This is a genomic window from Bacillus sp. OK048 (genome assembly GCF_900103525.1).
In the GTDB taxonomy this organism is placed as follows: domain Bacteria; phylum Bacillota; class Bacilli; order Bacillales; family Cytobacillaceae; genus Neobacillus.
In genome coordinates, this window is sequence record NZ_FNHN01000002.1 from 420,851 (window position 1) to 445,492 (window position 24,642).

A 24,642-nucleotide genomic window follows, 5' to 3' on the forward strand; every position below is an offset into this window, starting at 1 on the left:
TTTTATTTAACTTCTATGTAGAAGTTATTCACCTTTAAATTGAGGCTCTCTTTTTTCAATAAAAGCCTGAATTCCTTCTTTTGCATCAGAAGAAACAAAAATGTCTCCAAACAACTCTATTTCCTTTTTAGAGCCTTCGTAAAACTCTTTGTTTTTTGCATAGTTTAGTAATTGTATCGTGGCCTTCAATGAACCAGTACTTTTCTTCGCGATTTTGCCGGCAAGCTTAAGTGCTTGTTCTAGGACTTCATTTTCTGGATACACATGGTTCGCCAATCCAAATTGAACCGCTTCCTGGCCTGTAATTGGCTCAGAAGTAAACAGCATTTCTGCTGCCCGTGCGACGCCAACATATTTAGGCAGGCGTTGTGTACCTGCATACCCCGGAATCAATCCGAGCTGAAGTTCTGGCAGGCCAAGCTTCGTATTTTCACCTACTAAACGGATATGACAAGCCATTGCCAGCTCTAAGCCGCCGCCAAGTGCTGCGCCATGAATCGCAGCAATGATTGGTTTGGGGAACCTCTCCATCCTGTCAAATAAATCTTGACCAGTCTGACTAAGATTCACCGAGCCCTCTGAAGAAGAAAGGGATGTGAATTCTTTAATATCTGCCCCTGCTGAGAAGAAACGTCCTTCCCCATGGATGACAATCACCTTCATGTCACGATTCTGTTCAATTTCGTCAAGAATCGACGACAATTCCCTTAATACCCCTGATGAGAGGGCATTTGCCGGTGGTCGGGCGATGGTGATCGTCGCAATTCCGTCCTGATTAGACCATTTTAAATATTCCAATAGAATCCCTCCTCCTCTTGCACTAGAGCATTACTGCTTACCGCATGCCTTAATCAGCAGCCGATGAACAGGCTTAGCAAGTGCAACTAAATCATATTTCTCCTCATTCAAAACCCAGGTTGTAACGGTTTCATCCATCGTGCCGAAAATCATTTGTCTGGCAAGACGAACATCGAGATCACTTGAGAACTCTCCCGCTTCTTTTCCTTCAATGATGATTTTATCAATCACTCGCAAATATCCTTTAAGAACATTATTTATTCTCAAGCGCAATTCTTTATTGGATTGGCGTAATTCTAGCTGAGTTACGATTGCCATGTGATGATCATCAGAAAGATTTTTGAAATGAGCTTCTATCATCATTAATAACTTCTCCACCGCCGTCTCTTTTCCTGCTATCATTTCATCGATTTTTTCTATAAAGGTTCCCATTTTTTCTTCGAAGAGCGAAATGAGAATATCCTCTTTGTTTTTAAAATAAAGATAAATCGTACCATCCGCGACACCTGCCTGCTTGGCAATCTTCGAAACCTGGGCCTGATGATACCCAACTTCTGCAATCGCGATCACCGCTGCATCAATAATTTGCATGTATTTTGGTTTATTTTTTTTCACTGTATTCACTCCTAAATTTTCAAAAAGAAAAATATGAATGAATAATCATTCATATTTTTATAATAATTATTACTTGTATTTCTGTCAAGAAATACAATGACCTTTTTATCTTACTTCACAAAAATTGAAGAGACAAGCTCTATCGTGCAAAAAAAAGAAGTGCGATTACTGTTGGTACTAAGCATGTTTGATATGTTCTTCCTCTATTTTTCTCATTTCTTCTTCCACAAGCGTTCTTCTTAATATTTTGCCAACTGCTGTTTTCGGCAACTCTACTCTAAATTCATATAATCTTGGGACTTTATATGCTGCTAAATATTTTCTCGCATATTGATTCAATTCATCAGAGGTAATCTTTGATCCTTCCTTTAGCACAACATATGCCTTTACTGTTTCACCACGATATGGATCAGGAATTCCAGCAGCAACGGCTTCCAAAACATCTGGGTGTTCATACAATACTTCTTCTATTTCTCTTGGATAAATATTGTACCCGCCGGCAATTATCATATCTTTCTTTCGATCTACTACATAAAAATATCCTTTATCATCCATATAGCCCAGGTCACCTGTATATAACCAGCCATCTTTAATCGTTTCCGCTGTTTCCTCTATTCGATTCCAATATCCTTTCATGACTTGAGGACCCTTAATGATAATTTCGCCTATTTCTCCAACTGGCATTAGTTCATTATTATCCATCGAGACAATTTTCACTTCTGTGTTTGGCCATGGTACACCGATACTGCCTTTTATCCGCGGGCGATCCCATAAGAAGTTTGCATGTGTAACTGGAGACGATTCGGTTAATCCATACCCTTCAACAAGTTTCCCGCCTGAAATTGCCTCAAACTCCTCTTGGATTTCCACCGGCAGCGGAGCAGAACCGCTTAGACAGGAATGGATAGACGATAAATCATATTTTTTTAAATCTGGATGGTTTAATAAACCAATATAAATGGTTGGCGCACCTGGAAAAAGCGTAGGACGCTGTTTTTGAATCGTTTTTAATGTGGTCAATGGGTCGAATTTCGGTAAAATAATCATCTTATAGGCCTGCATGACAGATAATATCATAACAATCGTCATCCCATAAACATGAAAAAATGGAACAATCCCTAAAACAGATTCTTCACCAGGTCTAGATTTGTATAGCCAAGAGGTACACATTGATGAATTTGCCACTAAATTCCGATGTGTCAGCATAACCCCTTTTGGAGAACCTGTTGTACCTCCTGTGTATTGAAGGAGCGCAACCTCTTCTTCAAAATCAAAGTCATATTCGACTAGTTTTTTAGGTTTTATATTTACAATATTCTTAAATAAGTGGGTATTGCCTTCATGTTTAACATTTACGACAATTCCATATTGCTTTTTCTGGATAAACGGATAAACTAAATTTTTTGGAAATGGCAAGTAGTCTTTGATAGCGGTTACAATTATGTGCTGCAAATTGGTTTGCGGCATCACCTTAGAAGCGCGAGGATAGAGGATGTCGAGTGTGATGATCGCCTTAGCTCCAGAGTCCTTCATTTGATATTCAAGTTCACGTTCCGTGTATAATGGGTTTGTTTGAACGACAATTCCCCCAGCCATTAGTATACCAAAATAACTTATGACCGCTTGCGGGGTATTGGCAAGCATGATGGCAACTCGATCACCTTTTGAAATACCAATTTGCTGAAGGTAGCTGGCAAATGAAACGGATTCATCATAAAGCTCTTTGTATGTCATTTCCTTTCCCATAAAATGAATGGCGATTTTCGCTGGAAAATTTTTTGCGGCATCTACTAGATACTGCTGAACAGGCTCATTCCGAAATTCCAGTTCCGCAGGAATTTCCTCTGGGTAATGCTCTAACCATGGCTTTTGATCATACATAATAACCCTCCTTCTACTTCCATTGTAATTTTTTCCACTTCCCTTTCATTATATTATAGTCAGACTCTTTAAACAATTAGAATAACAATATATGTCCACCATATAACGAAAAAAATCACCGCTGAATGAACAGCGATGATTTTCACACTAAAAGAACAACATATATCCCATACCGATCAGTAAAAACAAGGCGCACAATCCTAGCAATACTTTAGCTAATGTTTCCACTCTTTTCTCCCCTTATGAAATCCCCGCACCTATCACAAAGGATAGGCCGATTGACAAAACCATGGCAATGAATCCAACCGCGCGATTATCATTTTTAATTTCATCATCAATATTAAATTTAGGTGTTAAAAACTCAAAAATAAAATAGCCAACGAGTAAAAGTACAAAGCCAAATACTCCCCAGCTAATCATCGTTACTAAGGAATCATTTTGTGCAATGGAGTAACGAAAAATATTAGCAATCCCGAAAATTTTTCCTCCTGTAGCCATAGCGACAGCAACATTTCCCTTTTGAATTTCTTCCCAATTTTTATATTTGGTTACTAATTCGAAAATAGCTAAGAAGACAATGACACATAAAATGACTACGCTATAGTTGGCAGCACTTTGAACATATACGTTATCCCAAAACTGGTTCATTCCTTAATCTCCCTGGTCATTTAATTATGTGAAAACATCCTATTTAAATTCAACGACAGTAACACCCGAGCCGCCCTCGCCCGCTTCTCCAAAGCGAATTTTCTTAACAGAGCGGTGATTTCGTAAATACTCCTGAACTCCCTGTCTTAATGCTCCCGTGCCTTTCCCGTGAATAATGGAAACACGAGGATAGTTTGATAATAACGCATCATCAATATATTTTTCCACTCTCATGAGTGCAGCCTCATATCTTTCTCCGCGTAAATCCAACTCTAACTTTACATCAGCGTCTCTGCCTTGGACAATTGCCATCGGTCTCGTCTCAACTGGCTTAGGAGTGCTGATAAATTCCAAGTCCTTTTCTTTCACCTTCATTTTCAAGATACCAATTTGCACCTGCCACTCGGAATTTGAAGCTTTATCTAGTAAAGTACCCTTTTGACCAAAGGTAAGGACTTTGACCTCATCCCCCGGCGTTAAAGTATGCTTCTTGGTTTTCTTGTTTACTTGATTTGATGATTTCTTGATTTCAGGTGTTGCTGCTTCAAGACGGCGCTTGGCTTCAATTAATTCATGCTCCTTAATGTCTGCATGCTTTTCAATCCTCATTTTACGAAGGTCACGAATAACCTTTTCGGCCTCACTCTTCGCTTCTTCAAGAATCTTGGCTGCTTGTTCAGCTGCCTTTTCAAGCATGGAGTCCTTATTCTCATAGAACTCAATCATTTGCTTTTGCATATCCTGATGGAGCTTTTCTGACTGTCTTAAATTATCCCGTGCTTCTTCATGTTCCATTTCAGCCTGCCGCTTACTCGCTTCCAGAGACGCAATCATTTTATCAATTTGATTGGTATCCTCACTTACATGCGATCTTGCTGACTGAATAACTCGATCATTCAACCCTAATCGTTTTGAAATTTCAAATGCATTGCTTCGTCCTGGTACCCCTAGAAGAAGCTTATAGGTTGGGCTCAATGTTTCAACATCAAATTCTACACTGGCATTTAGAACTCCTTCACGATTATAGCCATATGCCTTTAATTCTGGATAATGTGTTGTTGCAATGACTCTGGCCCCCCGGTGGTGAACCTCGTCAAGAATTGAAATCGCAAGTGCAGTACCTTCCTGTGGATCTGTACCTGCCCCAAGCTCATCAAACAATACAAGCGAGTTAAAATCGACTTTTTCTAAAATATCCACGATGTTAACCATGTGGGAAGAAAATGTACTTAAACTCTGTTCAATGGATTGTTCATCACCGATATCTGCATAGATAGCGTCAAAAACTGCTAACTCCGACCCATCAAGAGCAGGAACCTGCAATCCTGATTGCGCCATTAATGAACATAAACCCAGTGTTTTTAAAGTAACAGTTTTACCACCTGTGTTTGGACCAGTAATGACAATTGTTGTATAATCTTTCCCGAGCAAAATATCGTTCGCAACGACCTCGTCGATAGGAATTAACGGGTGTCTAGCTTTGAAAAGAGCGATTCGCCCTTCATTATTCATCCGCGGCATACTGGCTTTTATCTTACGCCCATATCTTGCTTTTGCAAAAATAAAATCCAAATTGGCTAGAACGTCAACAATTATTTGCAGTTCCGACTCGAATTCAGCAGTTTTAGCAGAAAGCTCAGTCAAAATTCTATCAATTTCCAGCTGTTCTTTTACTCGTATATCCTGTAATTGATTGTTTAATTGGACAATCACTTGCGGTTCAATAAAGAGAGTTTGCCCTGAAGAGCTCTGGTCATGGATAATACCCCCATAATGGCCGCGATACTCCTGTTTGACAGGAATAACAAAACGGTCATTTCGAATTGTTACGATTGAATCCGACAACATCTTTGCTGCATTGGAGGAGCGAATCATACTCTCTAACTTTTCACGTACACGTGCTTCATTGGAACGCAGCTGCTGCCTTAACGTGCGTAACAGAACACTTGCACTATCGAGAACTTCACCACCTTCGTCAATGGCAAGTTTAATGGATTCCTCCAAACTCGCTAAAGGAATGATGGTATTAACTTGCTCGATTAGAATTGGAACTTCAGTTCTTTCTTCTGCGATGTCCTCAATAAATCGCTTCATTTGCCTGCTGGCATGAACGGTATTCGCCACCTGTATCAACTCAATGGCGCTAAGAACTCCTCCAATTACAGAGCGTTTGATGTGTGCCCGGATATCGTGAATTCCTGACAATGGAACATTCCCTTTTATCCGTAAAACGGTTGAAGCCTCATCTGTTTCTGCTTGAAGTTTTACAACTTCGTCAAAATCGGTCGATGGAACCAATCTCTTTACCCTATCTATTCCTAGTGATGAAGATGCATGCTCAATGAGCTGATCCCTCACTTTCGTAAATTCCAATACCTTTAATGATCTTTCTTGCATGGAGACAAACCTCCCCCTAATTTCGATTATGCAAAAATTCTAGTAGCTCATTCGGATCTAGTGCATTGATGACCGATGATTTTTTTATCCAGCCCTTTTTTGCTGTTGACACGCCGACAGTCATATGTGCTAGCGTCTCTTTTTTATGGGCATCTGTATTAATAAATATTTTCACTCCCGCATCTTGTGCTTTTCTTAAATATTCAGCTTTTAGGTCTAAGCGATTCGGGTTGGCATTAAGCTCTAATGCGGTATTCGTTTCTTTTGCCAGTTCGATAAGCAAATCAATATCAACATCATAGCCTTCCCGGCGGCCAATTTTCCTACCAGTAGGATGGGCTATTAAATCAACATGAGCATTTCTTAATGCCGTCGTTAACCGCTCCATTATTTTTTCTCTTGGCTGTGAAAAAGCGGAGTGAATGGATGCAATGACGAAATCCATTTCCGCTAAAAAATCGTCCTCATAATCCAGGGTGCCATCCGGTAAGATGTCCATTTCAACTCCTGATAAAATAAGGATATCATCATATTTTTCATTTAGTTTTTTAATTTCTTCTTTTTGCTGCAGCAATCGCTCACGTGTCAGTCCATTTGCTACTTTTAAGTATTGGGAGTGATCCGTGATTGCCATATATTTATACCCCTTAGCGCGGCACGCCTCAACCATTTCTTCAATCGAATGAGCCCCATCGCTCCAGGTTGAGTGCATGTGGAGGTCCCCTTTTATGTCAGTTAATTGAATCAATTCTTTTTCATAAGCGGCAAAATCCTCAACTTCTTTTCCATCTTCCCGAACTTCAGGCGGAATAAATGGTAAATCAAAATGTTTGAAAAACTCTTCTTCTGAAGTAAAGGTAAGCATTTCACCTGTCTCGACATTTTCCACACCATACTCACTAATTTTTTCGCCACGTTCCTTTGCCAGCTGTCGCATCCGGACATTATGGTCCTTGGAACCAGTAAAATGGTGGAGTGTTGTCGTAAATTCCTCTGGTTTAACGAGTCGAAAGTCAACAGACACATCATACTCTAATGCAAAAACAAGTGATACCTTCGTATCCCCGGCACCAATAGTATCTTTTATATTTGGTAATTCCAGCAGGAACTGTTTGACCTTTTCAGGCTGTTCGCTTGAAATAATAAAGTCTAAATCTTTAATCGTTTCTCGCATTCTCCGCAGGCTTCCAGCTCGTGAGAATTGATGAATCTCTGGAAGTTCAGACAGCTTTGCTTCAATCTGTTCGGCAATAGGGAGCATGTAAGCGAGCGGTAATCTGTCAGGTCTTGAACCCACATTGGCAATCGCACTTAGGATTTTTTCTTCCGTTTTTTTGCCAAAGCCTGCAAGCGCTCGTACTTTTCCTGCTTTACAGGCTTCTTCTAATGTCGTGACGTCTTCAATTCCTAGTTCTTTGTGAAGCTTAGCAATCTTCTTTCCGCCAAGCCCTGGCAATTGTAATAACGGAATTAACCCGTTCGGAACTTCATCCTTTAGCTCTTTCAACACGGAGGATGTGCCTTCTTTTATGTAATCCTCAATTACAGCTGCGGTTCCTTTACCGATTCCTGCTAGGGATGTGAAATCTTCGATATCGGAAAGGCTGCGATCATCGAATTCAAGTGCCGAAGCAGCTTTACGGAAAGCAGATACCTTGAAGGGATTTTCACCTTTTAGCTCCATGTATACTGCGATTGTTTCTAAATGCCGGATTAAATCCTTTTTATTTATTTCCATTACTTCCACCCACCTTACCATTATTTTAACCTTATCAATGCGAAAACTGTCCTAATAGAAAAACTTCTCCTTTGAGAGAAGTTAAAGAACAACTTCTATCCTCAAAGAGAAGTCAATGCAGCTGAATATTCAATCCACATACTTTTTATTTGCTGAGTAAGAAATGGTGTATGATTGACGATTAGGTTCGCCATAATCGAATCGTCCAAATACTTTTGTAAAATTTCCATTGGAATGAGTGCACTAATATATAATAAAATAAAAATAATCAAATAGACTTCTGCGAAACCTAGTATTCCTCCTGCCCATACATTTAATTGTCTTATAATCGGTAAGTGGGCAATAAAATCGAGCATCGAACCAATAATTTGCATGACTACCTTCACTGCGAAAAAAATGATAACAAAAGCTATCGCTCTGTAAAAGGCATCCTGCATATTACCGTTCTCGCTTAGTAGTTTTAAAGGTGAAGTAGTGCCAAGATTCGGATATGGAACCCATAGAGTTAGTTTAGGTGCCAAATCTTCATAGTATAAATTTGCCACTATGTATGCAATAATAAAACCTGTTAAATGGACTAACTGTAGGATGAATCCTCTTCTCAAACCGATAAAAAAACCAAAAACTAATAATAAAATAATTGCTAAATCCAGCATGACTTATTCAGTCCTTTTCCTTTTGTAGTTCAGCTTGTAACCGCTCTAACTGTTCTTTCATTTTAATATAATCATTGACAGCATTTACTGCAGTTAATACAGCAAGCTTATTAACGTCTAAAGATGGATTCTTGGAACCAATTTCACGCATTTTATTGTCAACTAACGAAGCGACGTGTCGAATATGGGTTTGGGTCTCGGTACCTAATATAACATATTGCTGTCCGTATATATCTACGGTTGTTCTAGTTTTCTCTGTATTTGACAAGTTACTGCCTCCATTCGATTCGAAGAAATCCCTATTTTATAATATAACACGAACGGATGTATGTCGAAAAGTAGAAACTCAAAAGCCAAGGAGTGAATCAAAAGTGGGAAATGTTGTATTAAATTTAAGTATGGCAGAAATTAATAAAATGAAAAACTATTACGATGGTAAATTACTAGATAAGGTTCCTCCGGGCGGTATATTTTCTGCCAAAACTGCAAGTTGTACGATTACGGCCTATAAATCGGGGAAAGTGTTATTTCAGGGAAGTGGGAATGAGGCAGAAGCTAGCAGATGGGGAGTGGCCGCTAGTCTGAAAGCACCCGCCAACTCAAAAGCTGCTCGTGGTAATTTACCGGAGGGGTTTAGCCAGTTGTCCGTTATTGGCTCGGATGAAGTCGGGACTGGTGACTTTTTCGGGCCCATCACCGTTGTCGCAGCTTATGTAAGAAAAGAAGATATTCCGTTATTGAAGGAATTAGGTGTCCGAGATTCAAAGGATTTAAAGGATGAAAAAATCATCGCTATTGCGAAGGTTATTAAAGATGTCGTTCCATTCAGTCTGATGACGCTGAAAAATGAAAAGTACAATCAATTGCAGATGTCTGGGATGTCGCAGGGGAAAATGAAGGCTATCCTTCATAATCATGCGATCCTTAATGTGCTGGAGAAAATCTCTCCTGTTAACCCAGATGCGATCCTTATTGACCAATTTGTGCAAGAGAGCACTTATTTTCAACATGTAAAAAATCAAAAATCGGTTGCGAAGGAAAATGTATATTTTAGTACAAAAGCCGAGGGTATCCATCTTGCAGTAGCCGCTGCATCGATTCTTGCCAGGTATGCGTTTGTTCAGTATATTGACAAGCTGAGTGAATCTGCAGGTTTTCGGGTCCCTAAAGGAGCAGGTGCTCAAGTGGATGAAGCGGCAGCCAGGCTAATTTTGAAAAAAGGACGAGACGTGCTGCCACAATATGTGAAGCTGCACTTTGCCAATACGGAAAAAGCGATTAGTTTGGTGAATAAAAAGAAAGGTTAAGGGATTTCAATTGTTTATTGTATGTGAACCGTTTCATGAGGTCCATTTTTTCAAGATTTTTAGTATTTTGGGCTTCATGAACCATTTATGAGGCCACTTTTTTTATGATTATGGGTATTTTGGGCTTCATGTGCCGGTCATGAGGTCAATTCTATCAAGACCACCGGCATTTTGGGCTTCATAAACCCACCGTGACCTTTCAGTCCCTATGATTGGTTACATTGTCGTTAATTAAAGCGAAAGAACACCTCCATATGTTGACGGAGGTGTTCTTTTTTTTTGCGATTGCCGTTTGATTGACCGATATCGTAGATAATTTCACCAATTCCTGGTGCAAAAAGAGTATCGCATTGGATACTCTTTCTTGCTCACCTAATTACCCTCTCAATACTGCCCCAGCTTGATTTTTCAAAGCTTCGAGTACTTGAGTGTGGACTTTTGTTACTTCTTCATCTGTTAACGTGCGTTCTGGATCCATATATTTCAATGAGTAGGCAATGGATTTTTTGCCTTCCTCCATCCGGTCACCTTCGTATAGGTCAAAGACATGTACTTCTTTTAAAAGCTGTCCACCAGCAGTTTGAATAATATCCTTCAGCTTGCCTGAAACTGTTTCTTTATCCACTACTAGAGCGATATCTCTAGTAATCGAAGGGAAACGTGGAATTGCTTCATATCTGAGTGGCGCTGCAACAACTTCAAGGACCGTTTTCAAGGATAGCTCAAATACATAGCTGTCCTTCAAATCAAGATCTTTTTGCATGGTTGGATGCACTTGACCGACGAAGCCGATTCGTTCACCATTTAAGTGAATTTCTGCCGTCCGTCCTGGGTGCATGTTATCCACTATAGCTTGAACATAGGTCACACTTTCAGTTAGACCTAGTTTTAAAAACAATCCTTCTAATATACCTTTTATAACATAAAAGTCGACTGGCTTTTTCTCACCCTGCCAAGAATGACTGTGCCATAAACCTGTAATCGCACCAGCTAAATGTTCCTCTTCTTCAGGTAACACTTCAGTTCCATTGGCTAAAAATACTGCACCTGTCTCATACACAGCGAGGCTGTCGTTTTGACGGGCACTGTTGTATTTTAGTACTTCCAATAGCTGCGGCATAATGCTTAGACGTAGAATACTGCGGTCCTCACTCATTGGCATCGCTAAACGAATGTAATCTCGCTTCTCAAGTGCGAATTGGGCAGCCTTTTCTTCACTTGTTAATGAATAGGTTACCGCTTGATACAAGCCTGCACCTTCGAGATAGCGGCGAACAAGACGACGTTTTTCCTGATAAGCAGATAACTTTCCTGGTGTGGCTTCCCCGATTGGCAATGTTTTTGGAATGTTGTCGTAACCATATAAACGTGCCACTTCTTCAATTAAATCTTCCTCAATTTTGATGTCGCCGCGGCGTGTTGGAGCAGTAACCGTAATAGTTTCATCTTCACTGCTTACCGTAAACTGAAGGCGGTCGAAAATTGCTTCAACATCACCAACTGTTAGGTTTGTGCCAATTACGCTATTTATTTTTTCCAAAGTAACAGAAACGACAGCTGGTTCAACAGTTAGGGTATCCACTTCGGAACTACCTTCTAAAACTTCACCGCCAGCGTATTTCGCCATCAAGTATGCAGCACGTTCTCCAGCAGCACGAACACGATTTGGATCGACACCCTTTTCAAAACGAGCACTTGCTTCACTTCTTAAGCCATGGTCTTTTGAAGCCTTCCTTACAGTACCACCAGTAAAATAAGCTGCTTCCAATAAAACAGTTGTTGTATCAGAAGTTACCTCTGAATTTGCACCGCCCATTACACCCGCTAATGCAACAGGTTCTGTTCCATTGGTAATCACTAAGTGGTCAGAGGTTAAGGTACGCTCTGCATCATCAAGAGTTACGAATTTCTCTCCATCATGTGCACGGCGAATAAGGATTTCTTTTGACCCTAAACGATCATAGTCAAATGCATGCAGCGGCTGGCCATATTCTAATAAAATATAGTTGGTAATATCGACGACATTGTTGTGTGGACGAATTCCTGCTGACATTAGTCTTGTTTGCATCCATAATGGTGCTGGACCGATTTTTACATTTTTAATGACCTTTGCAGCATATAAAGGATTATCCTCATTTGCTTCAACTTTTACTGTAATATAGTCTGTCGCTTTTTCATTGACAGGCTGAAGGTCGATTTCTGGCAACTTTACATCACGGCCAAGAATCGCAGCAACTTCATAAGCAACACCGAGCATGCTCAAGCAATCCGCACGGTTAGGTGTTAGACCAAGTTCAAGGACTTCATCGTCACGGTTTAATAGTGCGATTGCGTCACTGCCAACCTCTGCATCTTGAGGGAAAACAAAGATTCCTTCAGAATACTCTTTCGGGACAATCTTCGCTTCCATACCAAGCTCGGTTAGAGAACAGATCATTCCATTTGACTCTTCGCCGCGAAGTTTTGCACGCTTAATTTTAAAATTACCTGGTAGTACGGCGCCAACCGTTGCCACAGCTACCTTTTGCCCTTGTGCGACATTTGGTGCACCGCAAATAATTTGAACAGGTTCTCCCTGACCGATATCCACCTGACATTTACTTAACTTATCAGCGTTAGGATGCTGTACACGTTCAATCACATGACCAACAACTACACCTGTAATTCCTTCGTTGAGGACGTCTACGCCTTCCACTTCAATTCCGCTTTTTGTAATTTTTTCAGCTAATTCATCAGCTGTTACTCCGGATAAGTCTACATAATCCTGGAGCCATTTATATGAAACCAACATTTCGGTTACCCCCTATATCTAGCTGCATCGCCTAGGGGCTCGGGTCATAAGCCAATCCGTCAAGAAGGTTAAAGAACAACCTTCATGCCGGCTCGTCTTATGCCTGTCGCCCCTGGGCAAGGCGCTTCCGCTTTTAAATCTATTCATGTTTAGAAAATTGTTTTAAGAAACGTACATCGTTTGTATAGAAATGACGAATATCGTCGACTCCGTATTTCAACATCGCTATTCGCTCTGGTCCCATACCGAAAGCAAATCCAGTGTATTTTTTAGAATCATAGCCAGCCATTTCAAGGACGTTTGGATGGACCATTCCTGCTCCCAGAATTTCAATCCAGCCTGTTTTCTTACAAACGTTACAGCCGTGTCCGCCGCAAATCATACAGGAAATGTCCATTTCAACAGATGGTTCTGTGAATGGAAAGAAACTTGGGCGCAATCTGATTTCACGATCTTCACCAAACATTTTCTTCGCAAAAATCTCTAATGTCCCATGAAGGTCGCTCATGCGGATGTTTTCACCAACGACAAGTCCTTCAATTTGCATGAACTGGTGAGAGTGTGTCGCATCATCATTATCGCGGCGGTATACTTTACCTGGACAGATAATTTTGATTGGACCTTTCGCCTTATTATTTTCCATCGTTCTTGCCTGAACAGGTGATGTATGTGTGCGGAGTAAGATCTCATCTGTAATATAAAATGAATCCTGCATATCACGGGCTGGGTGGCCTTTTGGTAAGTTTAGCGCTTCAAAGTTATAATAATCCTGCTCCACTTCGGGTCCTTCAGCTACCTGATAGCCCATTCCAATAAATAAATCTTCAATTTCTTCAATAATTCTTGTTAACGGATGGTGATTCCCAACCTTAACAGGTCTTCCAGGGAGGGTAACATCAATCGATTCAGAAGCTAGTTTTTCTAAAACAGCTACTTCCTCTAAGCCCTTCTGCTTTGCTTCTAGTGTGGTAGCAATTGCCTCACGGACTTCATTTCCGAGTGCTCCCATAATTGGGCGTTCTTCTGCGGAAAGCTTACCCATTCCACGCAGCACCTCTGTGATCGGTCCTTTTTTTCCTAAATAGGCAACACGAATGTCATTCAATTCTTTCAAGCTTTGTGACTGCTCAATTTTTTGAATCGCTTCGCGCTGCAATTCCTTTAATTTTTCTTGCATTTGGATTTCCTCCTTAAATTTGATTTCGAATGAAAACAAAAAAACCCCATCCCTGGAAAGGGACGAGGTTTATAGTCGCGGTACCACCCTTGTAAACACGGTATGTATAAAACATAAGTGTTCGCTTCATTCGGATAACGGCATCAGCCGGGGTATCTTTACATTTCATTTAGAAATGGTCCCGATACCAACTCAGGAGGTGAACTTCACTTATCGTTTCCATAAAAGTGCTTTCAGTCACGGCACTTTCTCCCTAAATGGTCTTTGATAAGATACTTTTCTCCGTCATCGTTTTTGGTATTTTTCAATAATGTAAATTATTATATAATACTTTACCAGAGGTTTCAAATAAGTATGGACTATTTTTTCAAAAAATATAACAAGATGCCTGTTGCTACCGCAACATTAAGTGATTCACTTTTTCCATATATCGGAATATATAGGTTTGCATCCGTTTTAGTAAGCAGCTCTTTGTTGACGCCATTCCCTTCGTTGCCAACTAGTAATGCAAACTTTTCCTTTGTTGAAATATCAGTGTATGCAGCCGCCCCTTCAAGTGCTGTACCGTAAACGGAAATATTTTTTTCCTTTAGCTGGCCCAGCCATTCATGGAGGTCACCGGTTATAATCGGCAGGTGAAAATGACTGCCCTGTGCAGAGCGGAGTACCTTTCCATTATAGACATCCACACTTCCCTTTCCGACCACTACTGCGTCAATCCCAGCTGCATCCGCTGTGCGAATCATTGTTCCTAGATTGCCTGGGTCTTGTACAGCATCAATTAATAGATACGTTTTCGCATTTGGTTTTTCCAATTGCAGCTGTTTGCAAACGGCGTAAATTCCTTGCGGTGCCTCAGTATCTGAAAGTGAGTTTGATATTTCTTCTGTGACTATCGTAACTGGAATTTCTCTAGAATCCCAGCGGTGTGGAAGTTCAGTTTTATCAGAAACGATGATTTCAATGACACTTTCACTGTGTTTTAATGCTTCTTCTACTAAATGAAATCCTTCCACCAAAAAAGTTCCTGATTTATCACGTTCTTTTTTCGTTAAGAGTTTTTTCCATTGTTTTACTTTTGGATTCTGTATGGATTCAATATGCTTCAAGTTTGTTCTCCTCAAGTGTTTTTACTCATTATATCCCAAAAAAAATACATAATAAAACCAAAAATAGAAAACATATAAAGTATGCAAGGATAAAAAGGAGTGTATGTGAATGAACTTAAATTTGCGAAACGCCATTGTACACAATGTTTCTGGTAACTCACAAGCTGAATTAGAAGATACAATCGTTGATGCGATCCAAAACGGTGAGGAAAAAATGCTTCCAGGTCTAGGGGTACTGTTTGAAATTATCTGGAATAACTCCTCCGAGGACGAGAAAAAGGAAATGCTTGCTGCTCTTGAAAACGGATTGAAGTAATTTAGAACGCTGCTGCCGAGGTTGAAATCGGCAGCTTTTTTGTGCCATCCGCTAGTATTTGAGGTCATGCGCCAGTATTTCTCGCTATCCGCCAGTATTTTTCGCCATCCGTAACTAATTCTCGCTATCCGCAACTAATTTCCGCCATACGCAACTAATTCACGGCCATCCACCAGTATTTACGAGAAAATCCTCAACATAATGTCGAGGATCCTAAAATTCTTATTCATACGTAATCTTATCAACGGCTTCACGATCTAAACGCTTGATGACTTCTACAATTAGTTTCACGGCATTTTCATAGTCATCACGATGGAGCATCGCCGCATGCGAATGAATATAGCGCGTTGCTATCGTAATTGCAATTGAAGGGACACCATGGTGAGCAAGATGGATAGGACCCGCGTCCGTTCCACCGCCAGGGATAGCATCAAATTGGTACGGGATATTCAATTCGTCAGCCAAATTGATAATATACTCGCGCAACCCTTTATGTGCTACAAGAGTAGCATCATATAAAATAATTTGCGGACCCTTCCCCATTTTACTCATGGCTTCTTTTTCAGAAATTCCGGGTGTATCCCCGGCAATCCCAACATCCACGGCAAAGCCAATATCCGGATTAATTTTTTCAGCGGCAGTCTTTGCACCACGAGAGCCAATTTCCTCTTGGGTTGTTCCAAGGCCATAAACCTCATTCGGATGGTCAACATCCTTTAATTGCTTCATGACATCAATAGCAATGGCACAACCAATCCGGTTATCCCACGCTTTTGCCAGGAGCATTTTTTCATTATTCATAACGGTAAACTCGAAATACGGTACGACCATATCACCAGGGAGGACTCCCCATTCAAGAACTTCTTCACGGCTTGATGCGCCGATATCAATAAACATATCCTTTATGTCTACCGGTTTCTTGCGAGCTTCTACGGATATAATGTGAGGTGGCTTGGATCCAATGACACCGACGATATCCCCTTTATTTGTCACCACTGTGACGCGCTGTGCCAGCATAACCTGTGACCACCAACCGCCAACTGGCTGAAAACGAAGGAACCCTTTATCATCAATTTGTGTAACCATGAAGCCGACTTCATCTAAGTGGCCAGCCACGATAATTCTCGGCCCGCCCTCTTTTCCAACCTTTTTAGCGATTAAACTGCCCAGACCGTCTGTCGTTACTTCATCGGCATATGGAGCTATGTATTTCGTCATTACTTCGCGAACTTCCCTTTCATTGCCGGGAATTCCATTGGCATCAGTTAAATCCTTTAACATAGTTAAAGTCTCATCCAATTTTGCCATTGCTTCGCCCCCTTTATCTATGTTCGAATTTCATTATACAGTAATTTTTATCCTAATAGTTACTCTGCTGTCTTTGATAATTTACTTCATTTTTTGTAAAATATGCTTTTTCCATCTCCTCGTAGGTTATCCCCAGCAGTGCACCTAGCTGTAAATAAGATTCGAGTAAGGCTCGGAAATCCTGATCATTCTTGCTGTTTTTAAATTCATTCACATATTCATAAATCAGTAGAAATTGCTCTGAAACACTACTAGTAGGTGGTTGTATTTTCATAGAATACTCCAGATCCTGGTACCCACATTCAATTCCAAGCGATAGAATGAAATGGATCCCATCGACAAACTCCTCTAGGACAACACTTTTTTCAGAGGATGGCTTAATGCTCCAGAATTTGAAACATCGGGTTTCATTCGCCAATTCACCCAGTTCTACCAGTAAAGCAAGCACCTTCCTATTAAATAAATCCTCTTCCTGTAATCCATGCTTTTTTTCAATATGCTGATCCAACGCTTGCTGCATCCTAAATAATTTTTCAAATTGCATTTTTTCAACACTCCCTCTCGCAAAATTATATCAAAATGTGGAAAGAATGAAACTTTTCTCTTTCTATTCCGTATTGTAGATAAAAGTACTAGGAGGCAAAACCATGGTTTGGCTGCTACGCTTAGTGTTACTATTCTTGCTTGGCTTTATTTTATTTGTAACAATTAAATTCCTCCTCACCCCCACACGTAAATTAGAATCAGCAAGGAAACATAAACGATTCTTGTTATTGGACAATGAAGAGGTTATAAAAAACTTTCACCTTACTTATAATGGTGCTGTGTTTACTGGAGAAAAATATTTAGGGGCCACTAAAAATACCATAGATGTTGTTTCCATTTCGCTTTCGCCTGATGCTCATACTTCGATTCAAGGGATGGCAAAGGAAGATTTTTATTTTATTGAAAAAAAAATAAACGAAAAATATCCAGTGGCCCAAATCAATTGGAAAAGCCCCATACACGAATTTTTGCATCAAAAATAGCCGCTAGCCAGCGGCTTTTTCTTTCGTTCTTTTAAAAAATTCCTTCCATTTAATTATACTTTTTTTCTCTCTTAATAAATAAACAAGACATGTTAATCCAATAAGTGTCAACCCGATAAATGATGGGGTAAAGGTGCTGATGTATTCTCCAAAAATGGTATAGAAAAAGGCAATGGGTATGTTCGTTAGGAACGAAGCGTTCATATACTTTTTAAATCCTGGTTTTCTCTGTTTTAAACAAAAGCTCAACAGATGGTAATGTACAAATGGAATGAGTCTTAAAATAGCGATTTGGCCAACAGTAAGATTGCGATATTCACCGAACCAGCGATTTTTGATTTTAACAATCCGCTCCTGAGTTTTGGGCATCTTATCAATAAAAGCATAGAAAAAGATACTAACCCCCATTAATCCTATAACGGAATATAGAGTCCCCCACATCGTTCCAAAAAGGACTCCACCAGCAATGATGACAACCGATACAGGTATAAATATGAACGACCGCAGCAAATGAAAAAGAATGAACGCCAATGGCGCAAAAACCCCTCCAGCTTCCACCATGATTAACAGCAAAGACAAGTCCTCATTCATAACAATGCCCCCTTGGTGTTAATCTTTCTGTTTAGTTAAAGCATATAAAAAGGGTCATGCTGTTATGTCTACAAGGTAAAAAAATAACCCAAAAGTATGACTTCAGCAACAGCTAAAAGGGGAAATCCCACCTTAAAGGATAAATGTTTTGTTTTATGGCGATACCTTTGCATTCCTACTGTTGTGCCTACTGCACCCCCCAATAGAGCTATCAGCCACAAGGTATTTTCACTAATGCGATATTGATGTTTTTTTGCACGATCTTTATCTGCTTTCATCACAAATAGACCAATCAGATTCATGATGATGTACGCTACTAAAATCATATTCATTTCCATTTCCCCAGCTCCCTTATAGAAAAAGCCATCCTCGTTTAAGAGAATGGCCATTAAAAAATTATTTTTGTTGTTGTTTTGCAACGTTCGCTAATTCAGTGAATGCTGCTGCATCGCTTACTGCTAATTCAGCAAGCATCTTGCGGTTTACTTCGATACCAGCAAGCTTTAAGCCATGCATTAAACGGCTGTAAGAAAGTCCGTTCATACGAGCTGCTGCGTTGATACGAGTAATCCAAAGTCTACGGAAGTCGCGCTTCTTATTGCGACGATCGCGGAATGCATACATTAAAGATTTCATAACCTGTTGGTTTGCTACTTTATATAATGTATGTTTTGAACCATAATAACCTTTTGCTAATTTAATAACTTTTTTACGACGCTGACGCGTTACAGTACCGCCTTTTACACGTGGCATGAATTTTTCCTCCTATATCAATCGTTAACGATTATTTAAGATTTGTTAATAAGAAACGGATACGTTTGAAATCGCCTTTAGAAACTAGTGAACCTTTGCGAAGCTTACGCTTAGCTTTTGTTGATTTATTTGCAAATAAATGGCTAGTATAAGCGTGTGAACGTTTCAGTTTACCAGAACCAGTTTTCTTGAAACGCTTTGCAGCGCCACGGTGAGTTTTCATTTTTGGCATTGGGATAGTCCTCCTTATTACTTTTCAGTTTTAGGTGCTAGAACGAGGAACATGCTTCGTCCATCCATTTTTGGATGAGACTCAATGGTTGCAACTTCCTTGCACTCAGTAGCAAAACGGTCTAATACACGTTGACCGATTTCTTTATGGGTAATCGCCCGGCCCTTAAAGCGGATTGAAGCTTTTACCTTGTCGCCTTTTTCCAAAAACTTAATCGCATTGCGAAGTTTTGTATTAAAGTCATGCTCATCAATTGTTGGGCTTAGACGAACTTCTTTGGTAACAATAATCTTTTGATTCTTTCGAGCTTCTTTTTCTTTCTTTTGATTCTCGAATTTGAATTTGCCATAGTCCATAATTCGGGCTACCGGAGGCTTCGCATTTGGTGCAACTAGTACCACATCAAGATTCACTCGACCGGCAATCTCCAGCGCTTCGAATTTGGTTTTAATTCCCAATTGCTCGCCGTTTTGATCAATTAGGCGAACTTCGCGTGCACGAATACCCTCATTTAACAACATGTCTTTGCTAATAATTAGCCACCTCCAAGGTTTTCACGAATACAACTTTCGGGTCAAGTAAATCAGCTGACTGACTTTTGACACATTTGCTGTTTCGGCAAGAAATGAACAGTTTTTAGATGCTTTGTTTTTTTACAAATAAAAAAGTGCGGATGCATACACCCACACTTTACGAAACAAAAGTAATAAACTAAAGAGTTCACGTAAAACCTGCCAACTGCCAATTGCGTCAATCAGGTGAGAAGCGGGTGCTTCTTCTTTTCCCAAAACTAGTATTCAATTTTCCTTAGTTACTATAACATAGACAAAGACGTGATGTCAAACATACATTTCATATGACAACGAGATTCATTTTATCAAGAAACGAAAAAATATTCAATAGAAACTTTTTCATATTCGGGAGAGAAAATTCTCCCCCTACATTGTTAACCTTTTTTCACTTCTGCTAGCAATGAATCAAGGAACTGTCCAAATGGCACTGTTTCTGATTTTTGCTCTCCATATTTACGGACGTTAACGGCATTTTCTTCAACTTCCTTGTCACCGACAACGAGCATATATGGAATTTTTTGCATTTGTGCTTCACGGATTTTGTAGCCGATTTTTTCATTACGGCTATCTAGTTCCACACGGAAGCCTTCGTTTTGAAGTTGTTCCTGTACCTGCATTGCAAATTCATAATGTGCGTCTGGTGAAACTGGAATGACTTGAACTTGGACTGGAGCTAACCAAGTTGGGAAAGCACCTTTGTATTCCTCGATTAAGAAGGCAACAAAGCGTTCCATTGTGGATACTACTCCACGGTGGATAACCACTGGACGATGCTGCTTGCCATCCTCACCAACATAATTCAAATCAAATCTTTCAGGAAGCAAGAAATCTAACTGTACAGTAGAAAGTGTTTCATCTTTACCTAAAGCTGTTTTTACTTGAACGTCAAGCTTTGGACCGTAGAAAGCAGCTTCTCCTTCTGCTTCATAATAATCAAGACCAAGATCATCCATCGCATCCTTCAGCATACCTTGTGCTTTTTCCCACATCGCGTCATCATCAAAATACTTTTCAGTATCTTGCGGATCGCGGTAGGAAAGACGGAAGGAATAATCATTTAGGTTAAAGTCTTTGTAGACTGCAAGAATTAAATTGACGACACGTTTAAATTCATCTTTAATTTGATCTGGGCGAACAAAGATATGGGCATCGTTTAAAGTCATCCCACGAACACGCTGCAGTCCAGATAATGCTCCTGACATTTCATAGCGGTGCTGATTTCCTAGTTCTGCAATTCGAATCGGAAGTTCACGATAGCTGTGGATTGCATTTTTGTAAATCATCATATGGTGCGGGCAGTTCATTGGACGGAGAACCAATTGCTCGTTATCCATTTCCATTACCGGGAACATATCCTCCTGATAATGATCCCAGTGACCTGAAGTTTTGTATAAATCCACGCTTCCCATGATAGGAGTGTACACATGATTATAACCTAGGCGTTGCTCTTTATCGACAATATATCGCTCAATCACACGGCGAATTGTTGCACCTTTTGGTAACCATAATGGCAGACCTTGTCCGACTAATTGTGAACTAGTGAAGAGACTCAACTCTTTGCCAATTTTACGGTGATCACGCTCTTTCGCTTCTTCAAGCAAGCGAAGGTGCTCTGCAAGGTCTTCTTTCTTAAAGAACGCAGTTCCATAAATACGCTGTAGCATTTTATTTTTGCTGTCACCACGCCAGTATGCTCCGGCAATGCTCAACAATTTAAATTCTTTAATTTTTCCAGTAGAAGGAACATGGACACCACGGCAAAGATCAGCAAAATCGCCTTGCTCATAGATTGTCACAGTTTCTTCATCTGGAATTGCTTCGATGAGTTCTAGCTTGTAAGGGTCGCCCTCTGCTTTAAAAAACTGTACCGCCTCCGCCCGGCTAACTTCTTTCCGAACGATTTCAATGTTTTCATTGACGATTTTCGCCATTTCTTTTTCAATTCTTGGCAAATCCTCTGGTGTTATCGCTTCCTCAAAGTCGATATCATAGTAAAATCCACCTTCAATAACAGGTCCTACTCCAAGGTTTACCTCTTTTCCATAGAGCCTTCTAACCGCTTGGGCCATTAGATGGGCTGTACTATGACGCAGAATCTCTAAAGCGTCTTTTGAATCTGGGACAACGATTTCTATGGAACCGTCTTCTACAATCGGACGGCGAAGATCAAATAATTGACCATTCCATTTCCCGGCAATGGCTTTTTTCTTCAGTCCCGGGCTAATGGAAGCGGCAATATCTTCTGTTGTTGTTCCACGAGGGAACTCCTTCACTGCTCCATCTGGAAACGAAATCTTAACAACGTCTGACATGGTTTTTCCTCCTTTTTATTCGAGCGCATAGGCTCTTTTAAAAAATAAAAAAACCCGTCCCTGGAAAAGGGACGAGTTTACTAAACACGTGGTTCCACCCAATTTTTCATTTTCAAAAAAGTGCTTAAAAATGACTTTAGGACAGGGTAACGGGCTGTTTCCCGTCAGGCGATTACCCACTTCAAAGAAGCATTCACCGCTGAAGTTTAAAGGTGGTAAGTATTCAATCCGTGCTAGGAGGCTTTCAGCCGGGTCCTCCCTCTCTGGTAACCGTGAAAAAATACTATTGTCCTTATCATTACATTTGCTTGATATAATTGGATTTTCGTACTATGTACGTTATTATAATGATTCTATTTTTAAAAATCAATACACCAAGCACACATTTATCACAAAAGTTTTCAAGCACCGTTTTCATTTGCATTATTCTCTTGATGAATCCATTCTTTCGCCTGACGTAGACCTTTGTATGATTTTATCGTAACTCTTTCTTCAAAAATATTCTTAATGGTCCTCACGAGCGGTTCCTCTGAATTTTTTGTATAGAGGAAAATACTCTTTGGGGCGATCGATAATAGGGGTGCGATTGATGCAGAATCTACATACACCGGATGATTAAACAAAAGTTTCCGGTCGATCATTCTCACCAGCTCTCCCCTCTTTATCTCATTAAATTTCTCATCAAAGAAAGTGATTTCTTCATCAAATAAAAGATAAAGCGTGTCCATTCTCGAATCGCGGCTTGCTAAAAAATCCCTCAATGTTTGAATAAACATTTGGTATTCCTGTTCCATTTTATATTCGTCAATTGATATTTCCACATAACTCTCTAACATTTTCAAATAGGGACGCAATCGGAATTTTAGAAAAGAATCAAAGGAAAACGAGACTTCACCTTGAAAAATTTCCTCAACAGCTTCCCTAATATCCGGTATATCCCCATTTCCCTTGATTAAAACAGCCAGATCCTGTCGCTGCCCTTCAAGAACGGAATAAATAATTTCCAAAATGTGCTGCTGCTCTTCTAGATCCTCAAAATAATATTGCTCTTGTAAAATAGCTCTAAACCAGTCATCGCGCTTTATTTTTACAATAAATTGGTAAAATGCCTCTTTAACCTCTTCAATCCCTACCTTGCTTTCTAAAATTCTAACTATATGTCGATCTTCTAAAAGAAGAATATCTTGATTCTTTGGATTATACCCTGAGCCCTCTAGCAAGTGATCATAAAACCGCTTCGCATCCATCCTGCTTCGGAAGATGATTTCTGCCAAACAAATCCCCCCTCTGACACATACTCTGTTTTACTATTTATATGGGGGACTTGACCAAAATAGAAGTTTGTAAAGGCTCTTTTCTTAAACTGTTTCTTTTTATTACAAAAATTAATGATTATGCTATGTTTTTGCGAAAAATCAACCTTTGGATAAAAAAATAAGGATTACCGACACTTTGTCGGCAATCCTTGTAATTAATCTCTTCGGTTACGTCCATTAACTAGGACTGGTTCACTTAAACTTCGAATTCTTTCCATTATTCTCTTTGCTTTCATTTTTTCCTCTTCCCCACGCTGACTGTAGGTTAAATGATGCTCAAGTGCCTGAAAGTCAAAATTAGAGGTAAAGAAGGTTGGGAGCTTTTCAAGCATTCTAAACTGAAGGATTGGGCCTAATACCTCATCTCTTGTCCAGCTCGAAACAGCTTCCGCCCCGATATCATCAAGCATTAAGATTGGTTCTTTTTTTAGTGCTTCGATTTTTTCATTTAAGGTCGAATCACCTATTGCGCTTTTCATTTCACGCAGCAATTCTGGAACATAGACAATCATTGATGAAATTTGCTTCTTAGCAAGCTCGTTGGCAATGGCTCCTAATAAATAAGATTTTCCCACACCAAATTTGCCATATAAATATAACCCCTTTGGTTTAAGGCCTGCCTCGTAGTTCATTAAAAAAACGCCTGCTTTTTTTCCTGCATCAATGCGCCCCAAGTCACCCTCGAAGCTCTCAAAAGTGGCTTCCAATATGTCCCTAGGCACATATAGGCTTTTGATAAGCTTTTGGTTTTTCTTTTGCTCATCTGCCATAACCTTTCTCGGACAGCGCTTATATACCAGATCAATCGAGTTTCGCACCAGCACAAGATCAGGGTGATAGCCTTTCATAAAATTAATACAGCCATCGAGACTCTCACAACGATTGCATTCCTTACTTTGCTGGGTATACTCATATAGCTTGGTCATGCTTTTATCAATGATTTCCTTATCCAGTTTATCTTGGTGTTCTGTGATAAAGGTTAGAATATCTGGATGGTTAAGCAGTTGCTGCCGCTGTTCTTCATAACGTTTCTGGAAACTTTCATTTGAGGCTAAACGCTGAAGTGTTCGATTGATTTTTTCCAATTACCCTCACCC

General features: G+C 39.9%; 24 protein-coding genes and 2 other annotated features. Of the genes, 3 read left to right on the top strand and 21 right to left on the bottom strand.

Going from position 1 to position 24,642, the window contains the following annotated elements; genetic code table 11:
* Positions 1 to 24: 24 nt before the first annotated feature.
* From BLR86_RS05505 to zapA, 8 genes are all read right to left on the bottom strand, one after another.
* On the bottom strand, positions 25 to 798 hold the full coding sequence (locus BLR86_RS05505) for an enoyl-CoA hydratase (protein WP_090759100.1): 774 nt from the start codon (positions 796 to 798) through the stop codon (positions 25 to 27).
* A gap of 30 nt (positions 799 to 828) precedes the next feature.
* Complete coding sequence (locus BLR86_RS05510) at positions 829 to 1,413, bottom strand: TetR/AcrR family transcriptional regulator (RefSeq protein ID WP_090759103.1); 585 nt, start codon at positions 1,411 to 1,413, stop codon at positions 829 to 831.
* A 177-nt stretch (positions 1,414 to 1,590) separates the two neighbouring features.
* On the bottom strand, positions 1,591 to 3,294 hold the full coding sequence (locus BLR86_RS05515; RefSeq protein ID WP_090759105.1) for a long-chain-fatty-acid--CoA ligase: 1,704 nt from the start codon (positions 3,292 to 3,294) through the stop codon (positions 1,591 to 1,593).
* Between the two features lie 240 nt (positions 3,295 to 3,534).
* Positions 3,535 to 3,942, bottom strand: a complete 408-nt coding sequence (locus BLR86_RS05520) for a DUF350 domain-containing protein (RefSeq protein WP_090759107.1) — start codon at positions 3,940 to 3,942, stop codon at positions 3,535 to 3,537.
* 39 nt (positions 3,943 to 3,981) lie between these two features.
* On the bottom strand, positions 3,982 to 6,339 hold the full coding sequence (locus tag BLR86_RS05525; protein WP_090759109.1) for an endonuclease MutS2: 2,358 nt from the start codon (positions 6,337 to 6,339) through the stop codon (positions 3,982 to 3,984).
* Positions 6,340 to 6,355: 16 nt separating this feature from the next.
* Positions 6,356 to 8,077, bottom strand: coding sequence for a DNA polymerase/3'-5' exonuclease PolX (gene polX, locus BLR86_RS05530; protein ID WP_090759111.1), 1,722 nt, complete (start codon positions 8,075 to 8,077; stop codon positions 6,356 to 6,358).
* A 101-nt stretch (positions 8,078 to 8,178) separates the two neighbouring features.
* On the bottom strand, positions 8,179 to 8,733 hold the full coding sequence (locus tag BLR86_RS05535) for a CvpA family protein (RefSeq protein WP_090759113.1): 555 nt from the start codon (positions 8,731 to 8,733) through the stop codon (positions 8,179 to 8,181).
* 7 nt (positions 8,734 to 8,740) lie between these two features.
* The gene (zapA, locus tag BLR86_RS05540; RefSeq protein ID WP_090759115.1) at positions 8,741 to 9,001 is read right to left on the bottom strand and encodes a cell division protein ZapA; all 261 of its coding nucleotides are present in this window, start codon (positions 8,999 to 9,001) and stop codon (positions 8,741 to 8,743) included.
* A 103-nt stretch (positions 9,002 to 9,104) separates the two neighbouring features.
* Between zapA and rnhC the strand changes: the two genes are divergently transcribed.
* Positions 9,105 to 10,040 carry a ribonuclease HIII gene (gene rnhC / locus BLR86_RS05545; RefSeq protein ID WP_090759116.1) on the top strand — a complete coding sequence of 312 codons (936 nt, stop codon included), beginning with the start codon at positions 9,105 to 9,107 and terminating at the stop codon, positions 10,038 to 10,040.
* Between the two features lie 376 nt (positions 10,041 to 10,416).
* On the opposite strand, the gene pheT is transcribed toward rnhC, so the two are convergent.
* The 3 genes from pheT to BLR86_RS05560 all read right to left on the bottom strand — a co-directional run bounded on the left by pheT (position 10,417) and on the right by BLR86_RS05560 (position 15,117).
* Positions 10,417 to 12,831: a phenylalanine--tRNA ligase subunit beta gene (gene pheT / locus BLR86_RS05550; RefSeq protein ID WP_090759118.1), complete on the bottom strand. Its 2,415-nt coding sequence runs from the start codon at positions 12,829 to 12,831 to the stop codon at positions 10,417 to 10,419.
* A gap of 139 nt (positions 12,832 to 12,970) precedes the next feature.
* Positions 12,971 to 14,008: a phenylalanine--tRNA ligase subunit alpha gene (pheS, locus tag BLR86_RS05555; protein WP_090759120.1), complete on the bottom strand. Its 1,038-nt coding sequence runs from the start codon at positions 14,006 to 14,008 to the stop codon at positions 12,971 to 12,973.
* Positions 14,009 to 14,063: 55 nt separating this feature from the next.
* Positions 14,064 to 14,306, bottom strand: a binding site (T-box leader).
* A 61-nt stretch (positions 14,307 to 14,367) separates the two neighbouring features.
* Positions 14,368 to 15,117, bottom strand: coding sequence for a TrmH family RNA methyltransferase (locus BLR86_RS05560; RefSeq protein WP_090759122.1), 750 nt, complete (start codon positions 15,115 to 15,117; stop codon positions 14,368 to 14,370).
* A gap of 109 nt (positions 15,118 to 15,226) precedes the next feature.
* Here BLR86_RS05560 and sspI point away from each other — a divergent pair, with 109 nt between their 5' ends.
* Complete coding sequence (gene sspI / locus BLR86_RS05565; protein WP_090759124.1) at positions 15,227 to 15,433, top strand: small acid-soluble spore protein SspI; 207 nt, start codon at positions 15,227 to 15,229, stop codon at positions 15,431 to 15,433.
* A 222-nt stretch (positions 15,434 to 15,655) separates the two neighbouring features.
* On the opposite strand, the gene BLR86_RS05570 is transcribed toward sspI, so the two are convergent.
* Positions 15,656 to 16,741, bottom strand: coding sequence for a M42 family metallopeptidase (locus BLR86_RS05570; RefSeq protein ID WP_090759127.1), 1,086 nt, complete (start codon positions 16,739 to 16,741; stop codon positions 15,656 to 15,658).
* Between the two features lie 52 nt (positions 16,742 to 16,793).
* Entirely contained in the window at positions 16,794 to 17,285 is a 492-nt protein-coding gene (locus BLR86_RS05575) for a dUTP diphosphatase (RefSeq protein ID WP_090759129.1), read from the bottom strand.
* Positions 17,286 to 17,388: 103 nt separating this feature from the next.
* On the opposite strand from BLR86_RS05575, the gene BLR86_RS05580 reads away from it, so the two are divergent.
* Positions 17,389 to 17,769 (top strand): sigma-w pathway protein ysdB, encoded by a 381-nt coding sequence (locus BLR86_RS05580; protein WP_090759131.1) that lies wholly within the window; start codon positions 17,389 to 17,391, stop codon positions 17,767 to 17,769.
* Between the two features lie 3 nt (positions 17,770 to 17,772).
* On the opposite strand, the gene BLR86_RS05585 is transcribed toward BLR86_RS05580, so the two are convergent.
* The 8 genes from BLR86_RS05585 to dnaI form a co-directional block, all read right to left on the bottom strand.
* A complete protein-coding gene (locus BLR86_RS05585) occupies positions 17,773 to 18,360 on the bottom strand; it encodes a TVP38/TMEM64 family protein (protein WP_090759133.1) in 588 nt (195 codons plus the stop codon).
* A gap of 68 nt (positions 18,361 to 18,428) precedes the next feature.
* Entirely contained in the window at positions 18,429 to 18,686 is a 258-nt protein-coding gene (locus BLR86_RS05590) for a DUF1294 domain-containing protein (protein WP_175492800.1), read from the bottom strand.
* A gap of 70 nt (positions 18,687 to 18,756) precedes the next feature.
* Positions 18,757 to 19,113: a 50S ribosomal protein L20 gene (gene rplT, locus BLR86_RS05595; RefSeq protein ID WP_090759135.1), complete on the bottom strand. Its 357-nt coding sequence runs from the start codon at positions 19,111 to 19,113 to the stop codon at positions 18,757 to 18,759.
* Positions 19,114 to 19,144: 31 nt separating this feature from the next.
* Positions 19,145 to 19,345 (bottom strand): 50S ribosomal protein L35, encoded by a 201-nt coding sequence (gene rpmI / locus BLR86_RS05600; protein WP_090759139.1) that lies wholly within the window; start codon positions 19,343 to 19,345, stop codon positions 19,145 to 19,147.
* 17 nt (positions 19,346 to 19,362) lie between these two features.
* On the bottom strand, positions 19,363 to 19,881 hold the full coding sequence (infC, locus tag BLR86_RS05605) for a translation initiation factor IF-3 (protein ID WP_175492801.1): 519 nt from the start codon (positions 19,879 to 19,881) through the stop codon (positions 19,363 to 19,365).
* Between the two features lie 119 nt (positions 19,882 to 20,000).
* Positions 20,001 to 20,132: a sequence feature (ribosomal protein L20 leader region), on the bottom strand.
* A gap of 159 nt (positions 20,133 to 20,291) precedes the next feature.
* Complete coding sequence (thrS, locus tag BLR86_RS05610; protein WP_090759143.1) at positions 20,292 to 22,229, bottom strand: threonine--tRNA ligase; 1,938 nt, start codon at positions 22,227 to 22,229, stop codon at positions 20,292 to 20,294.
* 401 nt (positions 22,230 to 22,630) lie between these two features.
* A complete protein-coding gene (ytxC, locus tag BLR86_RS05615) occupies positions 22,631 to 23,503 on the bottom strand; it encodes a putative sporulation protein YtxC (RefSeq protein ID WP_090759145.1) in 873 nt (290 codons plus the stop codon).
* 197 nt (positions 23,504 to 23,700) lie between these two features.
* Positions 23,701 to 24,630: a primosomal protein DnaI gene (dnaI, locus tag BLR86_RS05620; RefSeq protein ID WP_090759147.1), complete on the bottom strand. Its 930-nt coding sequence runs from the start codon at positions 24,628 to 24,630 to the stop codon at positions 23,701 to 23,703.
* Positions 24,631 to 24,642: the final 12 nt, after the last annotated feature.

Bases quoted from the DNA above. Each gene is read 5' to 3' on its own strand.
- thrS (WP_090759143.1), bottom strand. From the start codon at position 22,229: ATGTCAGACGTTGTTAAGATTTCGTTTCCAGATGGAGCAGTGAAGGAG.
- BLR86_RS05515 (WP_090759105.1), bottom strand. From the start codon at position 3,294: ATGTATGATCAAAAGCCATGGTTAGAGCATTACCCAGAGGAAATTCCT.
- sspI (WP_090759124.1), top strand. From the start codon at position 15,227: ATGAACTTAAATTTGCGAAACGCCATTGTACACAATGTTTCTGGTAAC.
- polX (WP_090759111.1), bottom strand. From the start codon at position 8,077: ATGGAAATAAATAAAAAGGATTTAATCCGGCATTTAGAAACAATCGCA.
- BLR86_RS05535 (WP_090759113.1), bottom strand. From the start codon at position 8,733: ATGCTGGATTTAGCAATTATTTTATTATTAGTTTTTGGTTTTTTTATC.
- rplT (WP_090759135.1), bottom strand. From the start codon at position 19,113: ATGCCACGTGTAAAAGGCGGTACTGTAACGCGTCAGCGTCGTAAAAAA.
- pheS (WP_090759120.1), bottom strand. From the start codon at position 14,008: ATGCAAGAAAAATTAAAGGAATTGCAGCGCGAAGCGATTCAAAAAATT.
- BLR86_RS05590 (WP_175492800.1), bottom strand. From the start codon at position 18,686: ATGATTTTAGTAGCGTACATCATCATGAATCTGATTGGTCTATTTGTG.
- BLR86_RS05580 (WP_090759131.1), top strand. From the start codon at position 17,389: ATGGTTTGGCTGCTACGCTTAGTGTTACTATTCTTGCTTGGCTTTATT.
- pheT (WP_090759118.1), bottom strand. From the start codon at position 12,831: ATGTTGGTTTCATATAAATGGCTCCAGGATTATGTAGACTTATCCGGA.
- BLR86_RS05520 (WP_090759107.1), bottom strand. From the start codon at position 3,942: ATGAACCAGTTTTGGGATAACGTATATGTTCAAAGTGCTGCCAACTAT.
- BLR86_RS05525 (WP_090759109.1), bottom strand. From the start codon at position 6,339: ATGCAAGAAAGATCATTAAAGGTATTGGAATTTACGAAAGTGAGGGAT.
- BLR86_RS05570 (WP_090759127.1), bottom strand. From the start codon at position 16,741: ATGGCAAAATTGGATGAGACTTTAACTATGTTAAAGGATTTAACTGAT.
- BLR86_RS05585 (WP_090759133.1), bottom strand. From the start codon at position 18,360: ATGAATGAGGACTTGTCTTTGCTGTTAATCATGGTGGAAGCTGGAGGG.
- BLR86_RS05575 (WP_090759129.1), bottom strand. From the start codon at position 17,285: ATGCAATTTGAAAAATTATTTAGGATGCAGCAAGCGTTGGATCAGCAT.
- rpmI (WP_090759139.1), bottom strand. From the start codon at position 19,345: ATGCCAAAAATGAAAACTCACCGTGGCGCTGCAAAGCGTTTCAAGAAA.